Annotated in this window: 18 protein-coding genes and 1 tRNA gene; 6 read left to right on the top strand and 13 right to left on the bottom strand. The window is 61.2% G+C overall.

The window, feature by feature from the left end:
- Positions 1-214 precede the first annotated feature (214 nt).
- Positions 215-2,023 carry an aryl-sulfate sulfotransferase gene (locus Q0106_RS03270; protein ID WP_297608760.1) on the top strand — a complete coding sequence of 603 codons (1,809 nt, stop codon included), beginning with the start codon at positions 215-217 and terminating at the stop codon, positions 2,021-2,023.
- A gap of 298 nt (positions 2,024-2,321) precedes the next feature.
- The gene (locus Q0106_RS03265) at positions 2,322-2,897 is read left to right on the top strand and encodes a Spy/CpxP family protein refolding chaperone (protein ID WP_297608757.1); all 576 of its coding nucleotides are present in this window, start codon (positions 2,322-2,324) and stop codon (positions 2,895-2,897) included.
- A 127-nt stretch (positions 2,898-3,024) separates the two neighbouring features.
- Here Q0106_RS03265 and Q0106_RS03260 read toward each other — a convergent pair whose 3' ends face one another.
- Positions 3,025-3,744, bottom strand: coding sequence for a LuxR C-terminal-related transcriptional regulator (locus tag Q0106_RS03260; protein WP_297608754.1), 720 nt, complete (start codon positions 3,742-3,744; stop codon positions 3,025-3,027).
- A gap of 158 nt (positions 3,745-3,902) precedes the next feature.
- On the opposite strand from Q0106_RS03260, the gene Q0106_RS03255 reads away from it, so the two are divergent.
- Entirely contained in the window at positions 3,903-4,970 is a 1,068-nt protein-coding gene (locus tag Q0106_RS03255) for a DUF72 domain-containing protein (protein WP_297608751.1), read from the top strand.
- Here Q0106_RS03255 and Q0106_RS03250 read toward each other — a convergent pair.
- Complete coding sequence (locus Q0106_RS03250; RefSeq protein ID WP_297608747.1) at positions 4,951-5,496, bottom strand: nitroreductase family protein; 546 nt, start codon at positions 5,494-5,496, stop codon at positions 4,951-4,953. The two genes, Q0106_RS03255 and Q0106_RS03250, sit on opposite strands and share 20 nt — an antisense overlap.
- A gap of 181 nt (positions 5,497-5,677) precedes the next feature.
- On the opposite strand from Q0106_RS03250, the gene Q0106_RS03245 reads away from it, so the two are divergent.
- Positions 5,678-6,319, top strand: a complete 642-nt coding sequence (locus tag Q0106_RS03245) for a cyclase family protein (RefSeq protein ID WP_297608744.1) — start codon at positions 5,678-5,680, stop codon at positions 6,317-6,319.
- 39 nt (positions 6,320-6,358) lie between these two features.
- On the top strand, positions 6,359-6,814 hold the full coding sequence (locus tag Q0106_RS03240) for a thioesterase family protein (RefSeq protein WP_297608740.1): 456 nt from the start codon (positions 6,359-6,361) through the stop codon (positions 6,812-6,814).
- A gap of 1 nt (position 6,815) precedes the next feature.
- On the opposite strand, the gene murI is transcribed toward Q0106_RS03240, so the two are convergent.
- The 11 genes from murI to tsaE form a co-directional block, all read right to left on the bottom strand.
- Positions 6,816-7,640, bottom strand: coding sequence for a glutamate racemase (gene murI, locus Q0106_RS03235; RefSeq protein WP_297608737.1), 825 nt, complete (start codon positions 7,638-7,640; stop codon positions 6,816-6,818).
- Positions 7,641-7,643: 3 nt separating this feature from the next.
- A complete protein-coding gene (locus Q0106_RS03230) occupies positions 7,644-8,552 on the bottom strand; it encodes a DMT family transporter (protein WP_297608734.1) in 909 nt (302 codons plus the stop codon).
- A gap of 34 nt (positions 8,553-8,586) precedes the next feature.
- Positions 8,587-8,940, bottom strand: a complete 354-nt coding sequence (locus tag Q0106_RS03225; RefSeq protein ID WP_297608732.1) for an ArsC/Spx/MgsR family protein — start codon at positions 8,938-8,940, stop codon at positions 8,587-8,589.
- 44 nt (positions 8,941-8,984) lie between these two features.
- Entirely contained in the window at positions 8,985-9,977 is a 993-nt protein-coding gene (locus tag Q0106_RS03220; RefSeq protein ID WP_297608729.1) for an L-threonylcarbamoyladenylate synthase, read from the bottom strand.
- A complete protein-coding gene (locus tag Q0106_RS03215; RefSeq protein WP_297608726.1) occupies positions 9,974-11,155 on the bottom strand; it encodes a 5-(carboxyamino)imidazole ribonucleotide synthase in 1,182 nt (393 codons plus the stop codon). The genes Q0106_RS03220 and Q0106_RS03215 overlap by 4 nt, the downstream gene beginning before the upstream one ends.
- Positions 11,156-11,166: 11 nt before the next feature.
- A complete protein-coding gene (gene purE / locus Q0106_RS03210) occupies positions 11,167-11,679 on the bottom strand; it encodes a 5-(carboxyamino)imidazole ribonucleotide mutase (protein WP_297608723.1) in 513 nt (170 codons plus the stop codon).
- A gap of 185 nt (positions 11,680-11,864) precedes the next feature.
- On the bottom strand, positions 11,865-12,758 hold the full coding sequence (locus Q0106_RS03205) for a phosphoribosylaminoimidazolesuccinocarboxamide synthase (RefSeq protein ID WP_295488493.1): 894 nt from the start codon (positions 12,756-12,758) through the stop codon (positions 11,865-11,867).
- Positions 12,759-12,884: 126 nt separating this feature from the next.
- Positions 12,885-13,292, bottom strand: coding sequence for a diacylglycerol kinase (locus Q0106_RS03200; protein ID WP_297608720.1), 408 nt, complete (start codon positions 13,290-13,292; stop codon positions 12,885-12,887).
- Positions 13,293-13,376: 84 nt separating this feature from the next.
- A complete protein-coding gene (fba, locus tag Q0106_RS03195) occupies positions 13,377-14,441 on the bottom strand; it encodes a class II fructose-bisphosphate aldolase (protein WP_297608717.1) in 1,065 nt (354 codons plus the stop codon).
- 198 nt (positions 14,442-14,639) lie between these two features.
- Positions 14,640-16,025 carry an N-acetylmuramoyl-L-alanine amidase gene (locus Q0106_RS03190; RefSeq protein WP_297608714.1) on the bottom strand — a complete coding sequence of 462 codons (1,386 nt, stop codon included), beginning with the start codon at positions 16,023-16,025 and terminating at the stop codon, positions 14,640-14,642.
- Entirely contained in the window at positions 16,001-16,513 is a 513-nt protein-coding gene (gene tsaE / locus Q0106_RS03185; RefSeq protein ID WP_297608711.1) for a tRNA (adenosine(37)-N6)-threonylcarbamoyltransferase complex ATPase subunit type 1 TsaE, read from the bottom strand. The genes Q0106_RS03190 and tsaE overlap by 25 nt, the downstream gene beginning before the upstream one ends.
- Positions 16,514-16,770: 257 nt before the next feature.
- Between tsaE and Q0106_RS03180 the strand changes: the two genes are divergently transcribed.
- Positions 16,771-16,846, top strand: a tRNA-Thr gene (locus tag Q0106_RS03180).
- Positions 16,847-17,075 lie beyond the last annotated feature (229 nt).

Raw genomic sequence — 17,075 nt, 5'->3', positions numbered from 1 at the left:
GTTTTTTCCAGCGTATTCCCCCGATGGACGGTTCAGGCGGAGAAACCCGCTTGGTGAAAGTCTTGAGAGAAGAAGCCTTCGTGCATTCGGGTTCTTCAGATTCCGGGAAGGCTCGCCCCCGATAATGGAAACATCCGGTTGAATGCGCATTGCATTCATGCATGAATGCATTCGCTGCGCGCCGGACTTCATTCTCAGAAAGAGGAGCCTAGTCATGACTCGAAATGAACTTTGCCGCATTGCCTGCGCCGTGAGCGCCGCATTTTTGATCGCAGCGCCTTCGGCCGTGCTCGCTGTGGGCGGCCCGAGCGGAACCCAGGTTAATTTTCAGCGGCAGGGCGAGCTCGGCGAAGTCGTCGTGAATCCCTATGACATCGCGCCTCTTACGGCAGTCATCCGCAACGGCGGCGAAGTGCTCCTCAAGGCTCACGTGCGCATCGTTCCCAAAAAGGGCGGCGCGGAAATCGCCTACGATGTGGGCCCGACTGCGCTTCGCACTTACGGCGGCATTCCCGTCTTCGGCCTTTATCCGGAATATCTGAATGAAATCGAGGTGAAGTGGACGAAGAAGACGACCGGGGGTCCGGTTGAAAAGACGGAGACCTACCGCATCTGGACGCCGCCCGTGTATCTCGACCCCTCCTGGACGCACGGCCGCCCCGTCAAGACCTTTGATACGAAGATCGTGACCCCGGCCGCAAAGGGCTTCGGCGACCGTCTCTACCTCATCAACAATCTGCTTCCTGAGTCGCCCAAGGGCAGCCGCGCGGTCTGGAACAATCCGACGGGCGGCGCGCTTCAGTGGAACAACTACCCGCAGAACGCCATCGTCGATACGAAGGGCGAGGTGCGCTGGTACATGCAGCCCTCGGCCATCTACGACCCGAGAAGCCTCAATAAGGCCGGCATCATGATGGGCTTCCATCAGAATGAGGACGGCGCGCTCACCTGGGGGTACGGTCAGCGCTACGTGAAGTACGACCTGATGGGGCGCGAAATCTTCAACCGCGTTCTTCCGGACGGCTATGCGGACTTCAGCCATGCCATGGCTCCGGCGCCTGACGGGCACTACTTCCTTCGCGTTTCGTCGGCGGATCTGAAGCGCGCCGACGGCACGCACGTGCACACGGTGCGCGACGTGATCGCGGAAGTGGATGCCTCGGGCCGCGTCGTCGACGACTGGAGGCTCTTTGAAATTCTCGATCCCAACCGCAGCATCGTCATCAAGTCGATCGACCAGGGCGCGGTCTGCCTCAATGTCGACCTCGAGCAGTCGGGGAAGACCCTTTCGGCCGAGCAGCTCGCAAGGCTCGAGGCCAAGCACGCCTTCGGCGACATTGCCGGCACGGGGGCCGGGCGCAACTGGGCGCACGTGAATTCCGTCGACTACGACAAGGCCGACGACTCCATCATCATTTCCTCGCGCCACCAGTCCGCGGTGATCAAGATCGGACGAGACAAGGAAGTGAAGTGGATCCTGGGCGCACCCAACGGCTGGAACGGGAAGCTGCGCGAGAAGGTGCTGACGCCGGTCGACAAGGACGGAAAGCCCATCCCCTGCCGCATCGGCAAGTGCGAGGGCGACTTCGACTGGACCTGGACGCAGCATACGGGCTGGAAGGTGGATGAACTCTCCGAACCGGGCGTTTCCATCGTGACGGTCTTCGACAACGGCGACGGCCGCGCCTTCAAGCAGCCGGAAAATCCGAAGGAAAAATACAGCCGCGCGGTGATGTACCGCATCGACGAAAAGAAGGGAACGGTCGAGCAGATCTGGGAGTACGGCAAGAACCGCGGTCACGCGCTCTACAGCGCCATTACGTCCTCGGTCGAATATGAGGCCGACAAGGATTCGCTCCTCGTCTACTGGGCATCGATCGGCGTTCAGGACAAGACGGGCGTGAACCCTGTTCTAACGGAATTCCGCCGCGGCGGAAAGGATCCTGTGTTTGAAATGCAGATCCGCGGGTCGATGGGCTACCGCGCGCTTGCCATTGATCTTGGGAAGGCCTTTAAAGAGTAAAAACTATTGGCGGCTCGGAGAGGCCGGAATCCCGGAGCACGGCGCGACGGGATTCTCTTCCTGAAGCCCTGTCCGAAGCGGGATTCGCGGTGAATGCGGATCCCGCAACTGAGTGAAAACAGGCGTCTTGCCGGTTTGGCGGCGAAATAGCTCCTTACAGACCGTCAAGGTTGGTAAGAGGTTTCTCCTAGAAGCTCGGGCACAATCATCTCATCAAGAGGCGCTTCCCTGATACGGCGCGCTTGAGAACGCGCTTATCCGGGATTGTCCGGGTCAGGCACCATGAGGAGTAGAAAACATGAAAAAGAGTCACAAGATCATCGCATCGCTTGCCGCAGTCGGAGCGCTTTGCGTCGGCACCGCCGCCATCGCCGGTCCCTGGCACCATGATGGTCAGTTCCGCGACGGCATGCCCTGCGCGGGCTATGCTTCGCAGGACTATCAGGCAGCAGGCTGGGAAGCCGTGGCTCGCCTCGTAACGATTACGCCCGAACAGCAGGGCGCCTGGAAGGCCTATGTCGACGCCCGTACGGCGCTTGACATGATGCCGGGCGTGCAGTTCGACAAGCCCGCGGTTGATGAACAGAGCCGCCTCGAGCGCCGCGCCCAGGTAGCCAAGGTCCGTGCGGATCTGCTTGAGAAGGCTGCGGCCGCCCGTACGGAACTCTTCAAGGTGCTCTCTCCCGAGCAGAAGTACGTGCTCGAGAGCTTTGAGCAGCAGCACGCCGGCCACGGCATGCACCGCGGCTATCGCGGTCCGCAGGGCTTCCAGGGCTTTGGTCCCGGCTGCCCCGGCATGGACGGCGTTCCGGGGAACCCCGACTGCCCCATGAATGGTCCGCGCATGCATCATCGCGGCATGATGGGCTACTAACCGATTTGAGTTGACTCCAACGGGCGCCCGGGTCAAAGGATGGGCGCCCGATATAGTGGGATTGGCCGCTCTGGATCTAGTCTTCCGGGCGGCCTTCTTTTATGCGCGCCGGTATTCCGCCCGAAAGTCAGTTCGCTTCGCCCGCTGAAATGGCGTTCGCGAGCTTCTGCGGATCGAGGCCGTCAAATTCGGCGCTGATGATGTTCCCGCCCAGCGTCTGGGTGAGTTCGTAGAGAAGCCGGATGGGTGAGGCGTTGCCGAGCTTCCTGCTGATGTGCGCGCGATGAACTTCGACCGTGCGCTGCGAGAGGTTGAGGAGTTCGGCAATGTCGCCGTTCCGGAGACCCTGACAGACGAGAACGAAGATCTGGCGCTCGCGGCGGGAGAGCGTTTCAAAGAGCCGCTCGAGGCGGTAGCGCCGGTCGCGGAGAATGGAGCGCTCGAGACCAAGGTCGACCGCATGGTCGAGCTCCTCAGGGTCGACGGGCTTCTCGAGCACGCTGACGGCGCCCATCTGAAGGTACTTCACTGCGGTTCGCAGGTCTGTTTCCTTTGTGAGAAAAATGACGGATACGGGACTTCTCAGTCTGGCAAGTTCGTCCTGAATGCTTCCGGAAGCCGTCTGAGCCATGTCGTCGGCAATGACGAGGCATCCCGGGCGGTCAAGATCCGCGCGCGAAAGGAATGCAAGCGCCGACGGAAAGGAGGCGGTCTTGTAGCGCAGCTGAAGCGCAAATGAGAGCGACTCTCTCACGTCGTCATCGTCCACGACCCAGACGAGGCGCTCGTCGGCGGCGCCGCTCATTGCGGGGTCGAGTGAAAGAAGCGATTCAGCAATAGAAGTCATTCAAAACCAAAGAGAAACAAAGTGAAGGAATAATCTGTTGATTTTAGGCCATTTCAGGCGCCGTGCGGATATAGTTGAAAGCGCGCTTTTCTGATCGAAAACCCGGCTTTCCCCGGGCTGAGGCGCTGTCGCCCAACTTTTTTCTGAGGGCTTCGAGCATGATGACCGAGAATTCCTCCGGGCTCTTTGATGATGCGCCGCCAGAGAGCGCCCCGGTATTCCCGCAGCCGGCAGACGCTGCGCTCCGGGAAATGATGCAAAGGCTACCTTCATCCATCCGTCTCGGCACCTCGAGCTGGAATTTCCCCGGCTGGCGCGGAATCGTCTGGAGCCGCGGCAGCGGCCTCGAGCATCTTGCGAATGAAGGCCTTGCCGCCTACAGCGCTTCGCCTTTATTCAGAACCGTGGGGCTCGACAGGAATTTCTACCGGCCGCTTTCGGCCTCAGCTTTTGCCGCCTTCGCGAGGCAGGTGCCCGAAGACTTCCGCTTTCTCGTGAAGGCGCCGAGGGATGTCACGGACCCGTACCTGCGCAACGACCGGGGGATCCCCACGGGCCCCAATCCGCTCTTTCTCGATGTGCATGCGGCGGCGGAGCGCTTTCTCGGCCCCGTGCGCATGGGGCTCGGCAAAAAATGCGGGCCGCTCGTCTTCCAGTTTTCTCCGCTCCCTCATCCGGAATTAAGAACCACCGGGTCAAGAGTGGCGCTCATTGAAAAAATCGGGGCATTTCTCAATGCGCTTCAGGCGCCGGGTGCGGGGCTTCTTCTTGCGGCGGAATTCCGCAACTATGAACTTCTGACGCCCCGCATGATGAAGCGTCTGAGAGAGGCGGGCGTGCGCCCTGTGATCGGGCTCCATCCCGCGATGCCGGGCATCCGGCGCCAGACAGAGGCGCTCCGCTTCATGGATGCCGAGGGCGAGGATGCGGGCGACTGGAAGCTGAAGGGGCCTCTCATCGTCCGCTGGTCGCTTGCGGCGCATCGCTTTTACGATACGGCGAAGGCCGCATGGACGCCCTTTGACGCCATTCATGCGGCCGACCCGGCGACCCGGGCGCTGATTGCATCCCTCATCGTTCGGGCGGCAAGGAGCGGACAGGAGAGCTACCTTGCCGTCAACAACAAGGCCGAAGGCTGTGCGCCCGTGACGGTGCGGAAAATCGCCGAGATCGCGGACCACATCCTTGAGGAGGATCGGCCGATCTCTACCAGCGCGAAAGGATAGAGGGGGCAGCGGGGCGCGGCTCTGCGGGAGCGGCCTGCGTGCCGCAGAGAATGAAGCAGAGAAGTCTTTCGGTCTCAGGGTCGAAAAGTCCCTGCGGATCCGTGATTTCGCGCGAGGTCACAGTCTTGGCGGCAAACCCCTCCGCCCAGAGGACGTTGAGGAAATTCGTGAGCGCGCCGCCCGCCGTCATCAGATTTTCGCGGTCCATCCAGGCGGGCGTGTCGTGCGAGGGCTTCGGGCCGATCACGAGGATTGCGCATTCGCCCTTGAGCGCCTTGCTTCTCGCGCGCTCGCGCATGGCCTGATCGGCATCCGGTCCGAGGGCGGCTTCAAAGATGTCGGCGAGCTTTTCACGGGAATCGGCGACGACAAAGTGCACAGGAAATGCAGGATTGTGCGAAGGCGCGGCTCGAGCGGCAAGCGCGGCGGCCTCAAGAACCTCCTCGGAAGGAGCCGGAGCCTTCTGCATCTTCGGGCCCTGAGAGCGCCGGGACTGCAGGATATTTAGAAAATCAGAGTTCTTCATGAGTCAAGTCCTCTAAAGTCGGGAGAACGGTCCCGAGCGCAGTGCGTGCGCCCAGGGGCCCCCGAAAAAACGTGCATGGCAGTATAGGAAGCCTTTCAGTCCTCTGACCTAAAATCGTCGGCACGCTTCTTGTAAGCGTTTTTTGTTTTCCCTTTTCTTTTGTGAGAGGTCGCAAAGCACCATGCAGAAGCGAAGAATCTGGGACATCACGCCGCCGCTTGATGCCGGTACTCCGGTATTTCCGGGCGATACGCCTTTTGCCGTGCGCTGGATCTCAAGGCTTGAGGATGGCGCCGGCGCGAATGTCTCGGAAATCACCCTGACGCCCCATGACGGCGCCCACGCGGATGCGCCGCTCCACCTCGACAGCGCCGCGGACGACGTCGCCTCCCTGAGGCTCGAGACATTCATCGGCCGCGCGCTCGTCATTGATCTCTCGCATGAGGCATCTTCCGACGCGATCGGACCGGAGGCGCTCACGGCGAACACCTTCCCGGCACGCATTCTTTTCAAGACGCGCGCTAAGCGCCCTGCTGCCTGGACGCCCGACTTCAGAGCGCTTTCCCCTGCGCTCATCCGGCGGCTTGCTGAGGAAGGCGCAGCGCTCGTCGGCACCGACGCCCCGAGCGTTGATCCGGCTGAAAGCGAACTTCTCGTTTCTCACAGAATTGCGCTCGCGAACCGAATGACGATTCTTGAGAACCTTGACCTTACCGAGGTACCGGGAGGCGAATACGAGCTGATTGCGCTCCCGCTCCCGCTCAAGGGCGTTGAGGCGAGTCCCGTCCGCGCCATTCTCCGTTCGCTCTCCTCGCGCATCTGATTCCCTTCTTCTTTCCTTTACAAACGCTTCGATTCAATCATGGCTCATCAGGTTTTTGAAAAGACCATCCGCATCCATTTCGGCGACTGCGATCCTGCCGGCATCGTCTATCACCCGACCTACTACGTGCTTCTCAACAAATTTCACGAGGATTACCTTCATGAAGTCCTGAAGGTGGGCTTCATTGAAATCCGCCGCTTCGGCGTCGGGTTCCCGGTTGTGGGCGTGCACACCGACTTCGTGTCGCCTTCTCGCCCCGGAGAGGACGTGACGGCGCGTCTCTGGATCGAGAAGCTCGGCACAAGCTCGGTCAAATTCGCCTTCACGATTACAAAGGGCGAGGAGCTGCGGCTGCGCTGCGTGGAAACGATGGTCTGCGTCCGTCTCGATACGGAAGGAAACTTTGTTTCCTCTCCCATCCCCGACGAGATTCGCGAGCGCATGATGCCTTACGTCTGCGGGGACGACGACGAGCGCCTCGCCTTCCGCTCCTGATTCAGGCGGAGAGAGCGAGGAGCCTCGCATCCTTTCCCCAGAGGCTCCTCAAAACGCCTTCGCGGGCGGGATCGGCTCCGGTTGCCCGGAATTCGTTCAGATCTTTTTTCCGATCGGGATCTTCCTTCGCGAGAAGGTCAAGGTCGGCAAGGCGCCTGCCGAGCTGTTCGGCCACGGCCGGTGCGGGATCAATGAGGTGCGCGCCCTTTGCGTGCCTGCTGATCGCGTTCGCGAGAAAGGGATAGTGCGTGCAGCCGAGGACGATTTCATCGGCGCCTGCACGCGCGAGCGGATCGACATACTTCTCGAGAAGCGCCTCGAGCTTTTCTGAAGAGAAGTCCCCGCGCTCGACGCACTCCATGAGCCCGGGGCAGGGCATGTCGAGCACCTCCACCTTCATCGGGCGGCTGACGGCCGCCCATTCGAGTGCGCGTTCGCGCACTTCGGCGTATTTGCGGCTCCGGATGGTCGTCGTGGTCGCGAGAACCCCGACGACGCCGCGCCGCGTATGGCGGACGGCAGGGAAAACGGCGGGTTCGATCCCGATGATGGGAATGGAGAGCCGCTCGCGAAAGGTCTTCACGCCGACCGCGGTTGCCGTATTGCAGGCAAACACGATTGCCTTGACGCCTCTCCCCGTCAGGTAGCCGATGATCCGTTCTAGGCGCTCCATGATGTAGCTTTCATCCCGGTCGCCGTAAGGCGCATAGGCGCAGTCGGCGGCAAAAAGGATGCGCTCTCCCGGGAACCGGGCTCTCACCGCCCGCGCGACGGAAAGGCCGCCGAATCCCGAGTCCAGAATGCCGATGGGAAGTTCGCTCGTCATTTGTTATTTCGATGCAAGAAGGCGCTTCCATTCCGTGAGCAGGATGCCTGCGACGATCAGACCGCCCCCCGCAAAGCCCCAGAACCCGAGGCGCTCGCCTGCAAGCCATCCGATGATGGCGGCAAAGACGCTTTCAAGAGAAAAAATAACGGCGGCCTGAGCGGGCGGAACGAATTTCTGTCCCCAGGCGAGGAGAAACTGCGCGCAGGAAAGAATTGTCGCGAGCCAGAGTACGGCGAGAATGAGTCCGGTGGAAAACACCGTGGGCGTAAGGGACGGGATTGTCGCGTGCGCGGCGAGCGACCCGATGCCGGAATAGAGGGCAACAAAGAAAAGCTGCGTGAAGCAGATTTCCGCGGCTTTGCAGAAGGGCGCGAAGCGACCCATCAGGATGATTTCAAGCGCGGAAAGAAATGCCGACAGGATGATCATCCATTCGCCCAGGCCGGTTTCAGGCGAAAGTGAAAAAGGGTCGGCAAGGAGCACCAGACCGAGAAATGCCGTTCCAGAACCGAGAAAGGCAAAAACGTCGGGGCGCTTCCCGACAATCAGCCAGAAAAGAAACGGCGTGATCGGCACGTAAAGCGCCGTGAGGAATCCCGCCATCGAGCTCATCGTCGTCATGAGCCCGGCGCAGTTGAAAAGATAGGAGCCGTAAATGACGAGGCCGCTCACAGCTCCCATTTTCCAGGTGCGTAAAGGGATTGCGCGCAGCGTTTTCCGAAGGATCGCCGCGAGGACGAGCGTCCCAAGGAAGAAGCGCATGAAGACGAGCGTGAAGGGATCCGTTTCGGAAAGCGCCTCGGCAACCGTGAGAAATGAGCTCCCCCAGAAGCCGGTAGCGGCGACCAGGGCGAGAAACGGGAGCACAGGTCCCGGGTTCGCGAGCGACAACTTGAGTTCCTTCAGCACGGAGGGCGCTTCCCTTTGGATGTCCGGGTGCCTGTCAGACGGCCTTCGTCTTCCAGAGCGCTTCATCAACGCCCGAGGTGGCCGAGCCGTCCGCCCAGACGATCACGGGCCGCTTGATGAGAAGCGGCGTCGAAAGCATGAGGGTTTTGAGCATGTCCGGATTGGCCTTGGCCGCTTCGCGGATTTCCGGATCAATCTTGCGCCACGTCGGGCCGGCTGTATTGGCGAGCTTTGCTGCCGGAATGTCCTTCAGCCACCCCGAGAGGAGTTCGTCCGTCGGCGCTTCCGTACGGAAGTTGTGGAAGGTGAATTCCACTCCCGATTCACGGGCCCAGGCAATTGCCTTCTTTACGGAACCGCAGGTTGGAATGCCGTAGATCTGAATCATGGATGTCTCGAAAAAAGAAATGTGTTCAAGTTTATTGACGCGCTTCAGGCTGTTGCCCGCCCGAGCCGGTCGTCGACGGCCGCCCATTCGGGAGTCGACGGAGGCGCCGCAATGAGGATCCGGTCGGCGTGCGCGGCATCGAGCTCGTGGAGCGCTTCGTAAAGGAATGCGCCGTAGGCAAGGGCGCTGTCGGGTGCAGAGATGAAGGTTGAGGCTTCGGGAAGCCTTGTCTTCAGGCGTTCGGGCGCCATGATGGCGAGACGAAGTCCCTCGGCAGAGAGCGACTTCGCCCGGAGAACGAGTTCTTCTTCAGGAAGGAGCTCCGCCTTGGTTTTCGGCGCATAGTGGCTCTTGAGGCGTCCGGATGCCCGGGGTGCATCTTTTCCGGCGTCGGGCACTTCGCAGCCGAGCGCTTCCTCGAGCATCTCGCGCGTGATGACGCCGTGACGCAGGATCTCGGGTCGTCCGGAGGACAGATTGAGCATTGTCGACTCAATGCCGTATTCGCAGGTGCCGCCGTCAAGAATCATGTCGAGCTTGCCTGCGGGCTTGACGCCGAGGTCGTCGGCGACGTGGCGCGCGCAGGAAGGACTGATGCGGCCGAAGGAATTGGCCGAGGGGGCGGTGAGCCCGCGGTGCTTCGGGCCGCCGAAGGCCTTGAGGAGCGCATGCGCCCAGGGGTGCGAGGGGCAGCGGAGCGCCACCGTGTCCTGGCCTCCCGTTACCCAGAGGCCGCAGCGGGGCTTCTTCTTGAGAACGAGCGTGAGGGGCCCGGGCCAGTAGCGGCGCGCAAGCGCCTCTGCTTCCGGGGTGGATTCGGCCCACCACGGGATATCCTCGGCCGAGGCAACGTGGACGATGAGCGGGTGGTCGGTGGGCCGGCCCTTCGCGCGGTAGGTATTAAGAACCGCTTCTTCGTTGTCCGCGTCGGCTGCAAGTCCGTAGACGGTTTCTGTCGGCATCGCAACGAGGCCGCCCGCATCAAGGATGCGGACGGCTTCTGCAATTGCCTTCTGATCAATTGCGGGAACGGTCATTGCGCGAGCTCTTCGGAGAAAGGAAGCCCGAGGAGAGAGGCTGCCTCATGCGCGCGGGCGAGCGCTTCGTCGAGCGTGCGCCCGAGCACCGTGACGTGGCCCATCTTGCGGGCGTGACGGGCTTCTTCCTTGCCGTAAAGGTGAAGCTTGACGCCGGGAAGCGCAAGAAGCTTTTCCCAGGGCGGCGTCGTCTTGTTGTCCTTTTCGTCGAACCAGAGGTCGCCGAGAAGATTCAGCATCACCGCGGGAGCAATCTGCGTGGTGTCGCCCAAGGGGAGTCCCGCCATGGCGCGCACCTGCTCCTCGTACTGCGAGGTGGCGCAGGCTTCAATCGTCGCGTGGCCTGAGTTGTGCGGACGCGGGGCAAGTTCATTGGCAAGGACGGTGCCGTCCTCGAGAACAAAAAGTTCGACGCAGAGAACGCCCACGTACTTCAGTTCGTCGGCAATCTGGCGCGCAAACTGCTGCGCCTTCCGGGCGAGCGCTTCGTCGATTCTGGCGGGCATCACGGTGTAGGCGAGAATGCCGTTTCTGTGATGGTTTTCGCAGACGGGGAAGACGACGGTTTCGCCCTGCGGGTTGCGGCAGATGATGACCGAGACTTCCGTTTTGAGATTAAGGCGCTTTTCAAGGACGCATTCGGTGCGGCCGAATTTTTCCCAGGCGGCGAGCGCTTCCTCGCGGGAGCCGACGCGGGCCTGGCCCTTGCCGTCGTAGCCGAGGCGAGCGGTCTTCAGAATGCCGGGGAAAAGGGAATCCTCAAGAGCATTCACGTCGTCCAAAGTGCGGACGGCTTTGTGGGGAGCGGTCGGAACGCCAGCGCTTTCGATGAAGGCCTTTTCGACGTTTCTGTCCTGCGTGGCGGCAACGGCGTCGGCGTGCGGCGCCGTGATGACGCCGGCGTCGGCGAGGCGCTTCAGGCTTTCTGCCGGCACATTCTCGAATTCCGTCGTGACGGCGAGAACGCGGCGCGCAAGCTCGTCCAGGCCTTTTTCGGAGCTGTAGCCCTCGGCAATCTGAGCCGAGGAGACTTCGCCCGCAGGCGAAGGCGCATGGGGTTCGAGCACCACGACGTGGTAGCCCATGCGGGCAGCCGCTTCCGAGAACATCCGGCCGAGCTGGCCGCCTCCGAGGAGGCCGAGCTGAGCGCCCGGAAGAAGTGTGCGGATCTCAGTCATCGACAGGGTCCTCAGTCGAGCGTTTCAAGGGGGAGCGTCATCGCGCGGGCCTTGGCGTTCTGCGCGATGCGGAAGTCCGCGAGGCGGCGCGAAAGCTCCGTGTCGTTGAGCGCAAGGATCTGGCAGGCATAGAGCGCGGCATTGGCGGCGCCGGCTTCGCCGATGGCGAAGGTGGCGACGGGCACGCCCTTAGGCATCTGCACGATCGAATGGAGGCTGTCGACGCCGCGGAGGTACTTCGACGGCACCGGCACGCCGCAGACGGGGAGCGTGCATTTGGCGGCAAGCATGCCGGGAAGGTGCGCTGCGCCGCCCGCGCCTGCAATGATGACGCGGATGCCGCGTTCGGCTGCTTTTTCAGCGTACTCGAACATTTCGTCAGGCATGCGGTGCGCGCTCACGACGCGGGCTTCAAAGGGGACGCCGAAGTCCTTGAGCATCTGGGCGGCGTTCTTCATCACGTCCCAGTCGGAATTGCTGCCCATCAGGATGCCGACGAGCGGGGTCTTGGTGCACTCTGCCATGATTATTCAGAATCTCTAGAGAAGAATAAAAATCGAAAAGCCGACCGAAGGCCCGCCCGCTGAAGTTCCCTGCCTCTTCACAGGAGAAAACTTGAAATGGGCCGACGCTTCTGCCGGCTGCTGGGGAGCGGTTTTAGAAAACGCTCCCCATGAACTGAGGCGGAAAAATGTTCCGCCCGGGAGATTTACGGCTCAATATCCGTGCCGGTAAGGCGGCGCAGCGCCTCACGGTACTTGTCGGCCGTCTTCTCGATGATGTCTTCGGGAACCTTCGGAGCGGGCGGACGCTTGTCCCAGGGCTGGGATTCAAGCCAGTCGCGGATGAACTGCTTGTCGAAGCTCTTGGGCGAGGTGCCGATCTGATAGTCGTCGGCAGGCCAGAAGCGGCTCGAATCCGGCGTGAGAACTTCGTCCATGAGGAGAACGTTGCCGTTCTCGTCGAGGCCGAATTCAAACTTCGTGTCGGCAATGATGATGCCGCGGGTGAGCGCATATTCGCTCGCGCGCTTGTAGAGCTCGAGCGTGGCGTTGCGGATGGTCGAGGCGATCTTTTCGCCGTACATCTCAACGACGCGTTCGTAGGAGATGTTTTCGTCGTGCGTGCCGAGTTCAGCCTTCGCAGCCGGCGTGAAGATGGGTTCCGGGAGCTTTTCGGCCTGACGCAGGCCGGCGGGGAGCTTGATGCCGCAGACTTCGCCCGTCGCCTGGTAGTCCTTCCAGCCGCCGCCGATGATGTAGCCGCGCGCAACGCACTCGATCAGAATCGGCTTCAAGCGCTTCGAGACCACGGCGCGGCCGGCAACCTGCGGAATTTCCTCAGGCTTCACGACCGTTTCAGGGGCGATGCCCGTGAGGTGATTGGGGATCACGTCCTTCAGCTTTTCGAACCAGAAGTTCGTGAGCGCCGTAAGGACCTTGCCCTTGCCGGGAATCGGATCGCCGAGGATCACGTCAAAGGCGGAAATGCGGTCCGTGGCGACAAGCAGCAGCTTGTCGTCGCCCACGGCGTAGCAGTCGCGGACCTTGCCGCTGTATATCTGCTTGAGGGACGGGATGTTCGTCTTGGAAAGACCGGGCATTAGTGTTGCCTCCCTAAGGAAGAAAAGAAAAATCCTGATGGCGGGAATTTTAATGGCGCAGGCGCGCTTTCAGGCCCGAAACCACCGTGAAAACTGCTTAGAAGAATTTGCGCGGACGCAGAAAACTCAAAAGAGTCTGAGGACCGCCGGGAGCGCGATGAAGCCCCAGGCAACGAGACCCATGATGAGCGCAAAAAGCACTGCTGCGCTCCCCATGTCCTTTGCCCGGCCGGCGAGCGGATGCACTTCCATGCCGATCCGGTCGACAACCGCTTCAATTGCCGAATTAAGGATTTCCGTGAGGAGAAGAAAGAGCACGGAATTAATGAGGATCACCTTCTCGAGGAGCGTTACCGGGAGAAGAAGCGCGATCGGAATCAGAATGACGGCGAGAAGGCATTCCTCGCGAAAGGCAGCCTCATTCTTGAGCCCCGCGCGGATTCCCTGCCAGGAGTAGCGCGTGGCGTTGATGAGTCTTCTGAAGCCGCGCTTTCCCTTGAGGCTTTCGGCGGATTCTGCTTTGGGTTCTGTCATGGGATGAATTCGGAATGAAAAAAGGCGCACAGTCTCAAATGGGAGAACTGTGCGCCGTCATGAATCAGTGGCTTCGCTCAGGCGTTAGAGCACATTCTGACGAAGCGTGCCGTCAGCGTACTTGGCCGCGATCCTGTCGAGCGCAACGGGCTTGATCTTCGCGCCCTGGCCTTCGCAGCCGAACTCGAGGTAGCGCGAGCGGCAGAGGGCCTTGGCGGCGGCGCGGGCGGCCTTCAGGTAGCCGCGCGGGTCGAAGCCCGAGGGATTCTCAACGAGGTAGCGGCGGATGGCGGCCGTCATCGCGAGACGAATGTCGGTGTCGATGTTGACCTTGCGGACGCCGTGCTGGATCGCCTTCTGGATTTCCTCGACCGGGACGCCGTAGGTTTCGCGCATTTCGCCGCCGAATTCGCGGATTTCCGCGAGGTATTCCTGCGGGACCGAGGAGGAGCCGTGCATCACGAGGTGCGTGTTCGGCAGGCGCGCGTGGATTTCCTTCACGCGGTCAATCGAGAGGATTTCGCCGGTGGGGCGGCGCGTGAACTTGTAGGCGCCGTGCGAGGTGCCGATCGCAATGGCGAGCGCGTCGATCTGGGTGATGCGGGCGAATTCCGCAGCCTGGTCCGGATCCGTAAGGAGCTGGTCGCGGGTCATCTTGGCATCGGTGCCGTGGCCGTCTTCCTTGTCGCCGCGCATCGTTTCGAGCGAGCCGAGGCAGCCGATTTCGCCTTCGACGGACACGCCGATGCAGTGGGCCATTTCAACCACGCGGCGGGTGACGTCGACGTTGTATTCGTAGGTGGAGATGGTCTTGCCGTCGCTCATGAGGGAGCCGTCCATCATGACGGACGTGAAGCCCGAGCGGATGGCGCCCTGGCAGACTGCAGGGCTCTGGCCGTGGTCCTGGTGCATGCAGACGGGAACGTCAGGATAAGCTTCGACCGCGGCTTCGATGAGGTGGCGCAGGAACGATTCGCCGGCATACTTGCGGGCGCCTGCCGAGGCCTGCATGATCACGGGAGCGCCGACTTCGCTCGCCGCCTCCATGATGGCCTGAACCTGTTCGAGGTTGTTGACGTTGAAGGCGGGAATGCCGTAACCGTTTTCAGCCGCATGATCAAGCAGCTGTCGCATGGAAACAAGAGCCATTGCGTTTTCACTCCAAGGTGGATGAGGGGCGCGCCCGCAAAAACCGGAGGCCTGTCCTTCCTTGCAGAAGGGGCCTCTACGGCGTTTCGGCACGGGGGCGCCGCGTCGGATTGTGCTTCCCCCGCATTGTAATGGTGCGGAGGATTTCGGTCGAGCATCTCCGGGGAGCTGAGGAAGCTCCGCAGGATCCGGAATGCATCAGCCTTGGCGCGTGAGCGTCGTATCGGCGGCAAGCTGCTTCTTGATGCCCGTAAGAATTGCGCGGGCGAGCTTCTGCTGGTGATCCGCGTTCTTGAGAAGCTGCTCTTCCGAAGGGTTCGAAATGAATGCCGTCTCGACGAGAATCGACGGGATGCCCTGACCCTTCAGCACTGCAAAGCCTGCCTGCTCCACGGCCGTTTTATGAAGCCTGTTGATGGCGCGCAGCTCCTGAAGCACGGCAGTGCCGAGCCCCAGGCTGTAGCCGATCGTCCAGGCCGAGGTCATGTCGACGAGCACGCTCGCCACCTGCTTGTTGACGGTGGAGATGTTGACGCCGCCGATCAGGTCGGATTCGTTCTGATTCTTCGCGAGCCAGCGCGCAGCCGCCGAGGTGGCGCCCTTTTGGGAAAGCGCAAAGACGGAGGATCCCCTCACGTTGCTCTTCACCCAGGCGTCGGCATGAATGCTCACCAGAAGGTGGGCCTTGACGCGGCGGGCAATCGCCACGCGTCCGCCGAGGCTCACGAAGTGGTCGGAATTGCGCGTGAGCACGGCCTTCATGCCGGGTTCGGCGGAAATGAGCTTTGCGAGGCGCCTTGCGATCTGAAGCACGACGACCTTTTCCTGCGTCTTTCGACGTCCGATGGCGCCGGGGTCTTCACCTCCGTGCCCCGGGTCGACCACGATGATGATCTGATCATCGTTCTGGTTCTTCTTGACTGGGGCTGTCTTTGAGGGCGTTTGCGTTTCCTTTGCGGCGGGCTTCTTCGTCTCCTTCCCATCCTTGCCCTTGGAGGCAGAGAGCGCCGGCCGGGTTTTCGGGGCATCCGGATTCGCGAGCCCCGCGAGCACGTCGGCGAGCGGATCCTCGGAATCGGCGGACGAAAGCGGAGAATCCGTGAGGAGATTCCCATCCTGCGCGCCCGCGAGGATTGCGCCGATTTCGTCCTTCGGGTGCACCGGGTAGATGTCGAAGACGAGACGGTACTGATAGTTGGCGAAGGGCTTCAGAAGAAAGACTTCGGGCTTCACGTCCGTCTTGAGGTCCATCACGAGCCGCACGACGCCGGGCTTGAACTGCCCGATTCGCATGGCGCTGATGTAGGGGTCGTCCGGCTTTACGTCGGCGATGAGGCGCTTGATGCGCTCGGTGAGCGCAAGCCCTTCAATGTCGATCACGAGCCTCAGGGGCGAAGCCGAGCGCACGAAAAAGTGCTTGAATTTCAGAGGTTCGTCCGTTTCGATCGTGACGCGCGTGTACTCCTCCGCCGGCCACATGCGGACGTTGACAAGCTTGGCGCCGCTCGCGATCTGCCAGGGAGCAAGCGAGAGGAGAAGCGTTCCGCCAGCGGCGGATATCAGGCGGCGGCGGTCGAATTCCATGATTCCGAAAGCGAAGCAAGAATTTCCCGGCCGAGGGGCGACTGAGCCGTGATCTCGACCTGTCTGCCCAGACCCTCAATTGAGAGCGCAACTGTGATGTCAGCGGGCGGAAGATACGGGAAGGCTTTTTCACTCCATTCCGTAGCGCATACAGCGCCGGGACGGAATTCATCCTGGAAGCCGGCGTCCTCGAATTCCTCAGGCTCCTCGAAGCGATAGAAGTCGAAATGATTGATCGTGAGTCCGCCGCAGGGATACGTCTCGAGCAGCGTGAAGGTAGGACTCTTCACAGCGCCTTCCCAGCCGAGGCGGCGAAGCGCCGCACGGATGAGGCTCGTCTTTCCGGCCCCCAGATTGCCTTCGAGGCGCAGGGCGAGGCCCCTGGCAAGAATGCCGGCACTCGCGCGGCGCAGGGCATCGGCGAGGAGGGCGCCGAGATGGTCGGTGTCTGCCGGCGCGGGAAGAGACGCAGAGAATCGATCGGTCAACGGTGTCTCCGAAGAGAGAAAGGTAATGAGAGGCGGGGAAAGTTCTGAGATTTTAGTCGGCGCCATATGGCGTCCGAGGCCTGCGGATACATTTCGAACACATAGGAGACGTCTGCGCTATCCCGAATGCAGATGTACACGGCAAAAGCGCTAAATGTAAAAATATGTAAAACATTCTTGCCGCAAGCTATTCACTTCTGCATAATTCGTCTCCTCCGATCACAAGGCCGGTTCGAAACGGCCGATGATTGAGAGTTGCCGGTGTAGCTCAGCTGGTAGAGCAGCGCATTCGTAATGCGAAGGTCGGGAGTTCGAATCTCTTCTCCGGCACCAATTCCTAAGCCCAGATTGCTTTCTCAGCAGTCTGGGCTTTCTGTTATTCAGGCATTTTCAGCACGATGCCTTTCGTCGTCGTTTGCCTCAGATTTCCTTCGGCGGCGTTTTATTGATGGTATGAATGATGGTACGGCGCTAAAGCCCGTCTTCATGCTGAACTCCCGCAGAGGAATCCTGAAGCAGGACTCCCCCGCGGTAAGTTTGCCTGGCTTGCAGGCTGGCTTCA

The sequence above is a fragment of the uncultured Sutterella sp. genome, from assembly GCF_937923675.1.
Lineage (GTDB): Bacteria > Pseudomonadota > Gammaproteobacteria > Burkholderiales > Burkholderiaceae_F > Sutterella.
Note: the sequence above shows the minus strand (reverse complement) of the source record. Positions and strands in the feature narration are given on the sequence as shown.

Excerpts from the sequence above, each read along its gene's own strand:
- Q0106_RS03270 (WP_297608760.1), top strand. The coding sequence starts at position 215 with ATGACTCGAAATGAACTTTGCCGCATTGCCTGCGCCGTGAGCGCCGCA.
- Q0106_RS03265 (WP_297608757.1), top strand. The coding sequence starts at position 2,322 with ATGAAAAAGAGTCACAAGATCATCGCATCGCTTGCCGCAGTCGGAGCG.
- Q0106_RS03260 (WP_297608754.1), bottom strand. The coding sequence starts at position 3,744 with ATGACTTCTATTGCTGAATCGCTTCTTTCACTCGACCCCGCAATGAGC.
- Q0106_RS03255 (WP_297608751.1), top strand. The coding sequence starts at position 3,903 with ATGATGACCGAGAATTCCTCCGGGCTCTTTGATGATGCGCCGCCAGAG.
- Q0106_RS03250 (WP_297608747.1), bottom strand. The coding sequence starts at position 5,496 with ATGAAGAACTCTGATTTTCTAAATATCCTGCAGTCCCGGCGCTCTCAG.
- Q0106_RS03245 (WP_297608744.1), top strand. The coding sequence starts at position 5,678 with ATGCAGAAGCGAAGAATCTGGGACATCACGCCGCCGCTTGATGCCGGT.
- Q0106_RS03240 (WP_297608740.1), top strand. The coding sequence starts at position 6,359 with ATGGCTCATCAGGTTTTTGAAAAGACCATCCGCATCCATTTCGGCGAC.
- murI (WP_297608737.1), bottom strand. The coding sequence starts at position 7,640 with ATGACGAGCGAACTTCCCATCGGCATTCTGGACTCGGGATTCGGCGGC.
- Q0106_RS03225 (WP_297608732.1), bottom strand. The coding sequence starts at position 8,940 with ATGATTCAGATCTACGGCATTCCAACCTGCGGTTCCGTAAAGAAGGCA.
- Q0106_RS03220 (WP_297608729.1), bottom strand. The coding sequence starts at position 9,977 with ATGACCGTTCCCGCAATTGATCAGAAGGCAATTGCAGAAGCCGTCCGC.
- Q0106_RS03215 (WP_297608726.1), bottom strand. The coding sequence starts at position 11,155 with ATGACTGAGATCCGCACACTTCTTCCGGGCGCTCAGCTCGGCCTCCTC.
- purE (WP_297608723.1), bottom strand. The coding sequence starts at position 11,679 with ATGGCAGAGTGCACCAAGACCCCGCTCGTCGGCATCCTGATGGGCAGC.
- Q0106_RS03205 (WP_295488493.1), bottom strand. The coding sequence starts at position 12,758 with ATGCCCGGTCTTTCCAAGACGAACATCCCGTCCCTCAAGCAGATATAC.
- Q0106_RS03200 (WP_297608720.1), bottom strand. The coding sequence starts at position 13,292 with ATGACAGAACCCAAAGCAGAATCCGCCGAAAGCCTCAAGGGAAAGCGC.
- fba (WP_297608717.1), bottom strand. The coding sequence starts at position 14,441 with ATGGCTCTTGTTTCCATGCGACAGCTGCTTGATCATGCGGCTGAAAAC.
- Q0106_RS03190 (WP_297608714.1), bottom strand. The coding sequence starts at position 16,025 with ATGGAATTCGACCGCCGCCGCCTGATATCCGCCGCTGGCGGAACGCTT.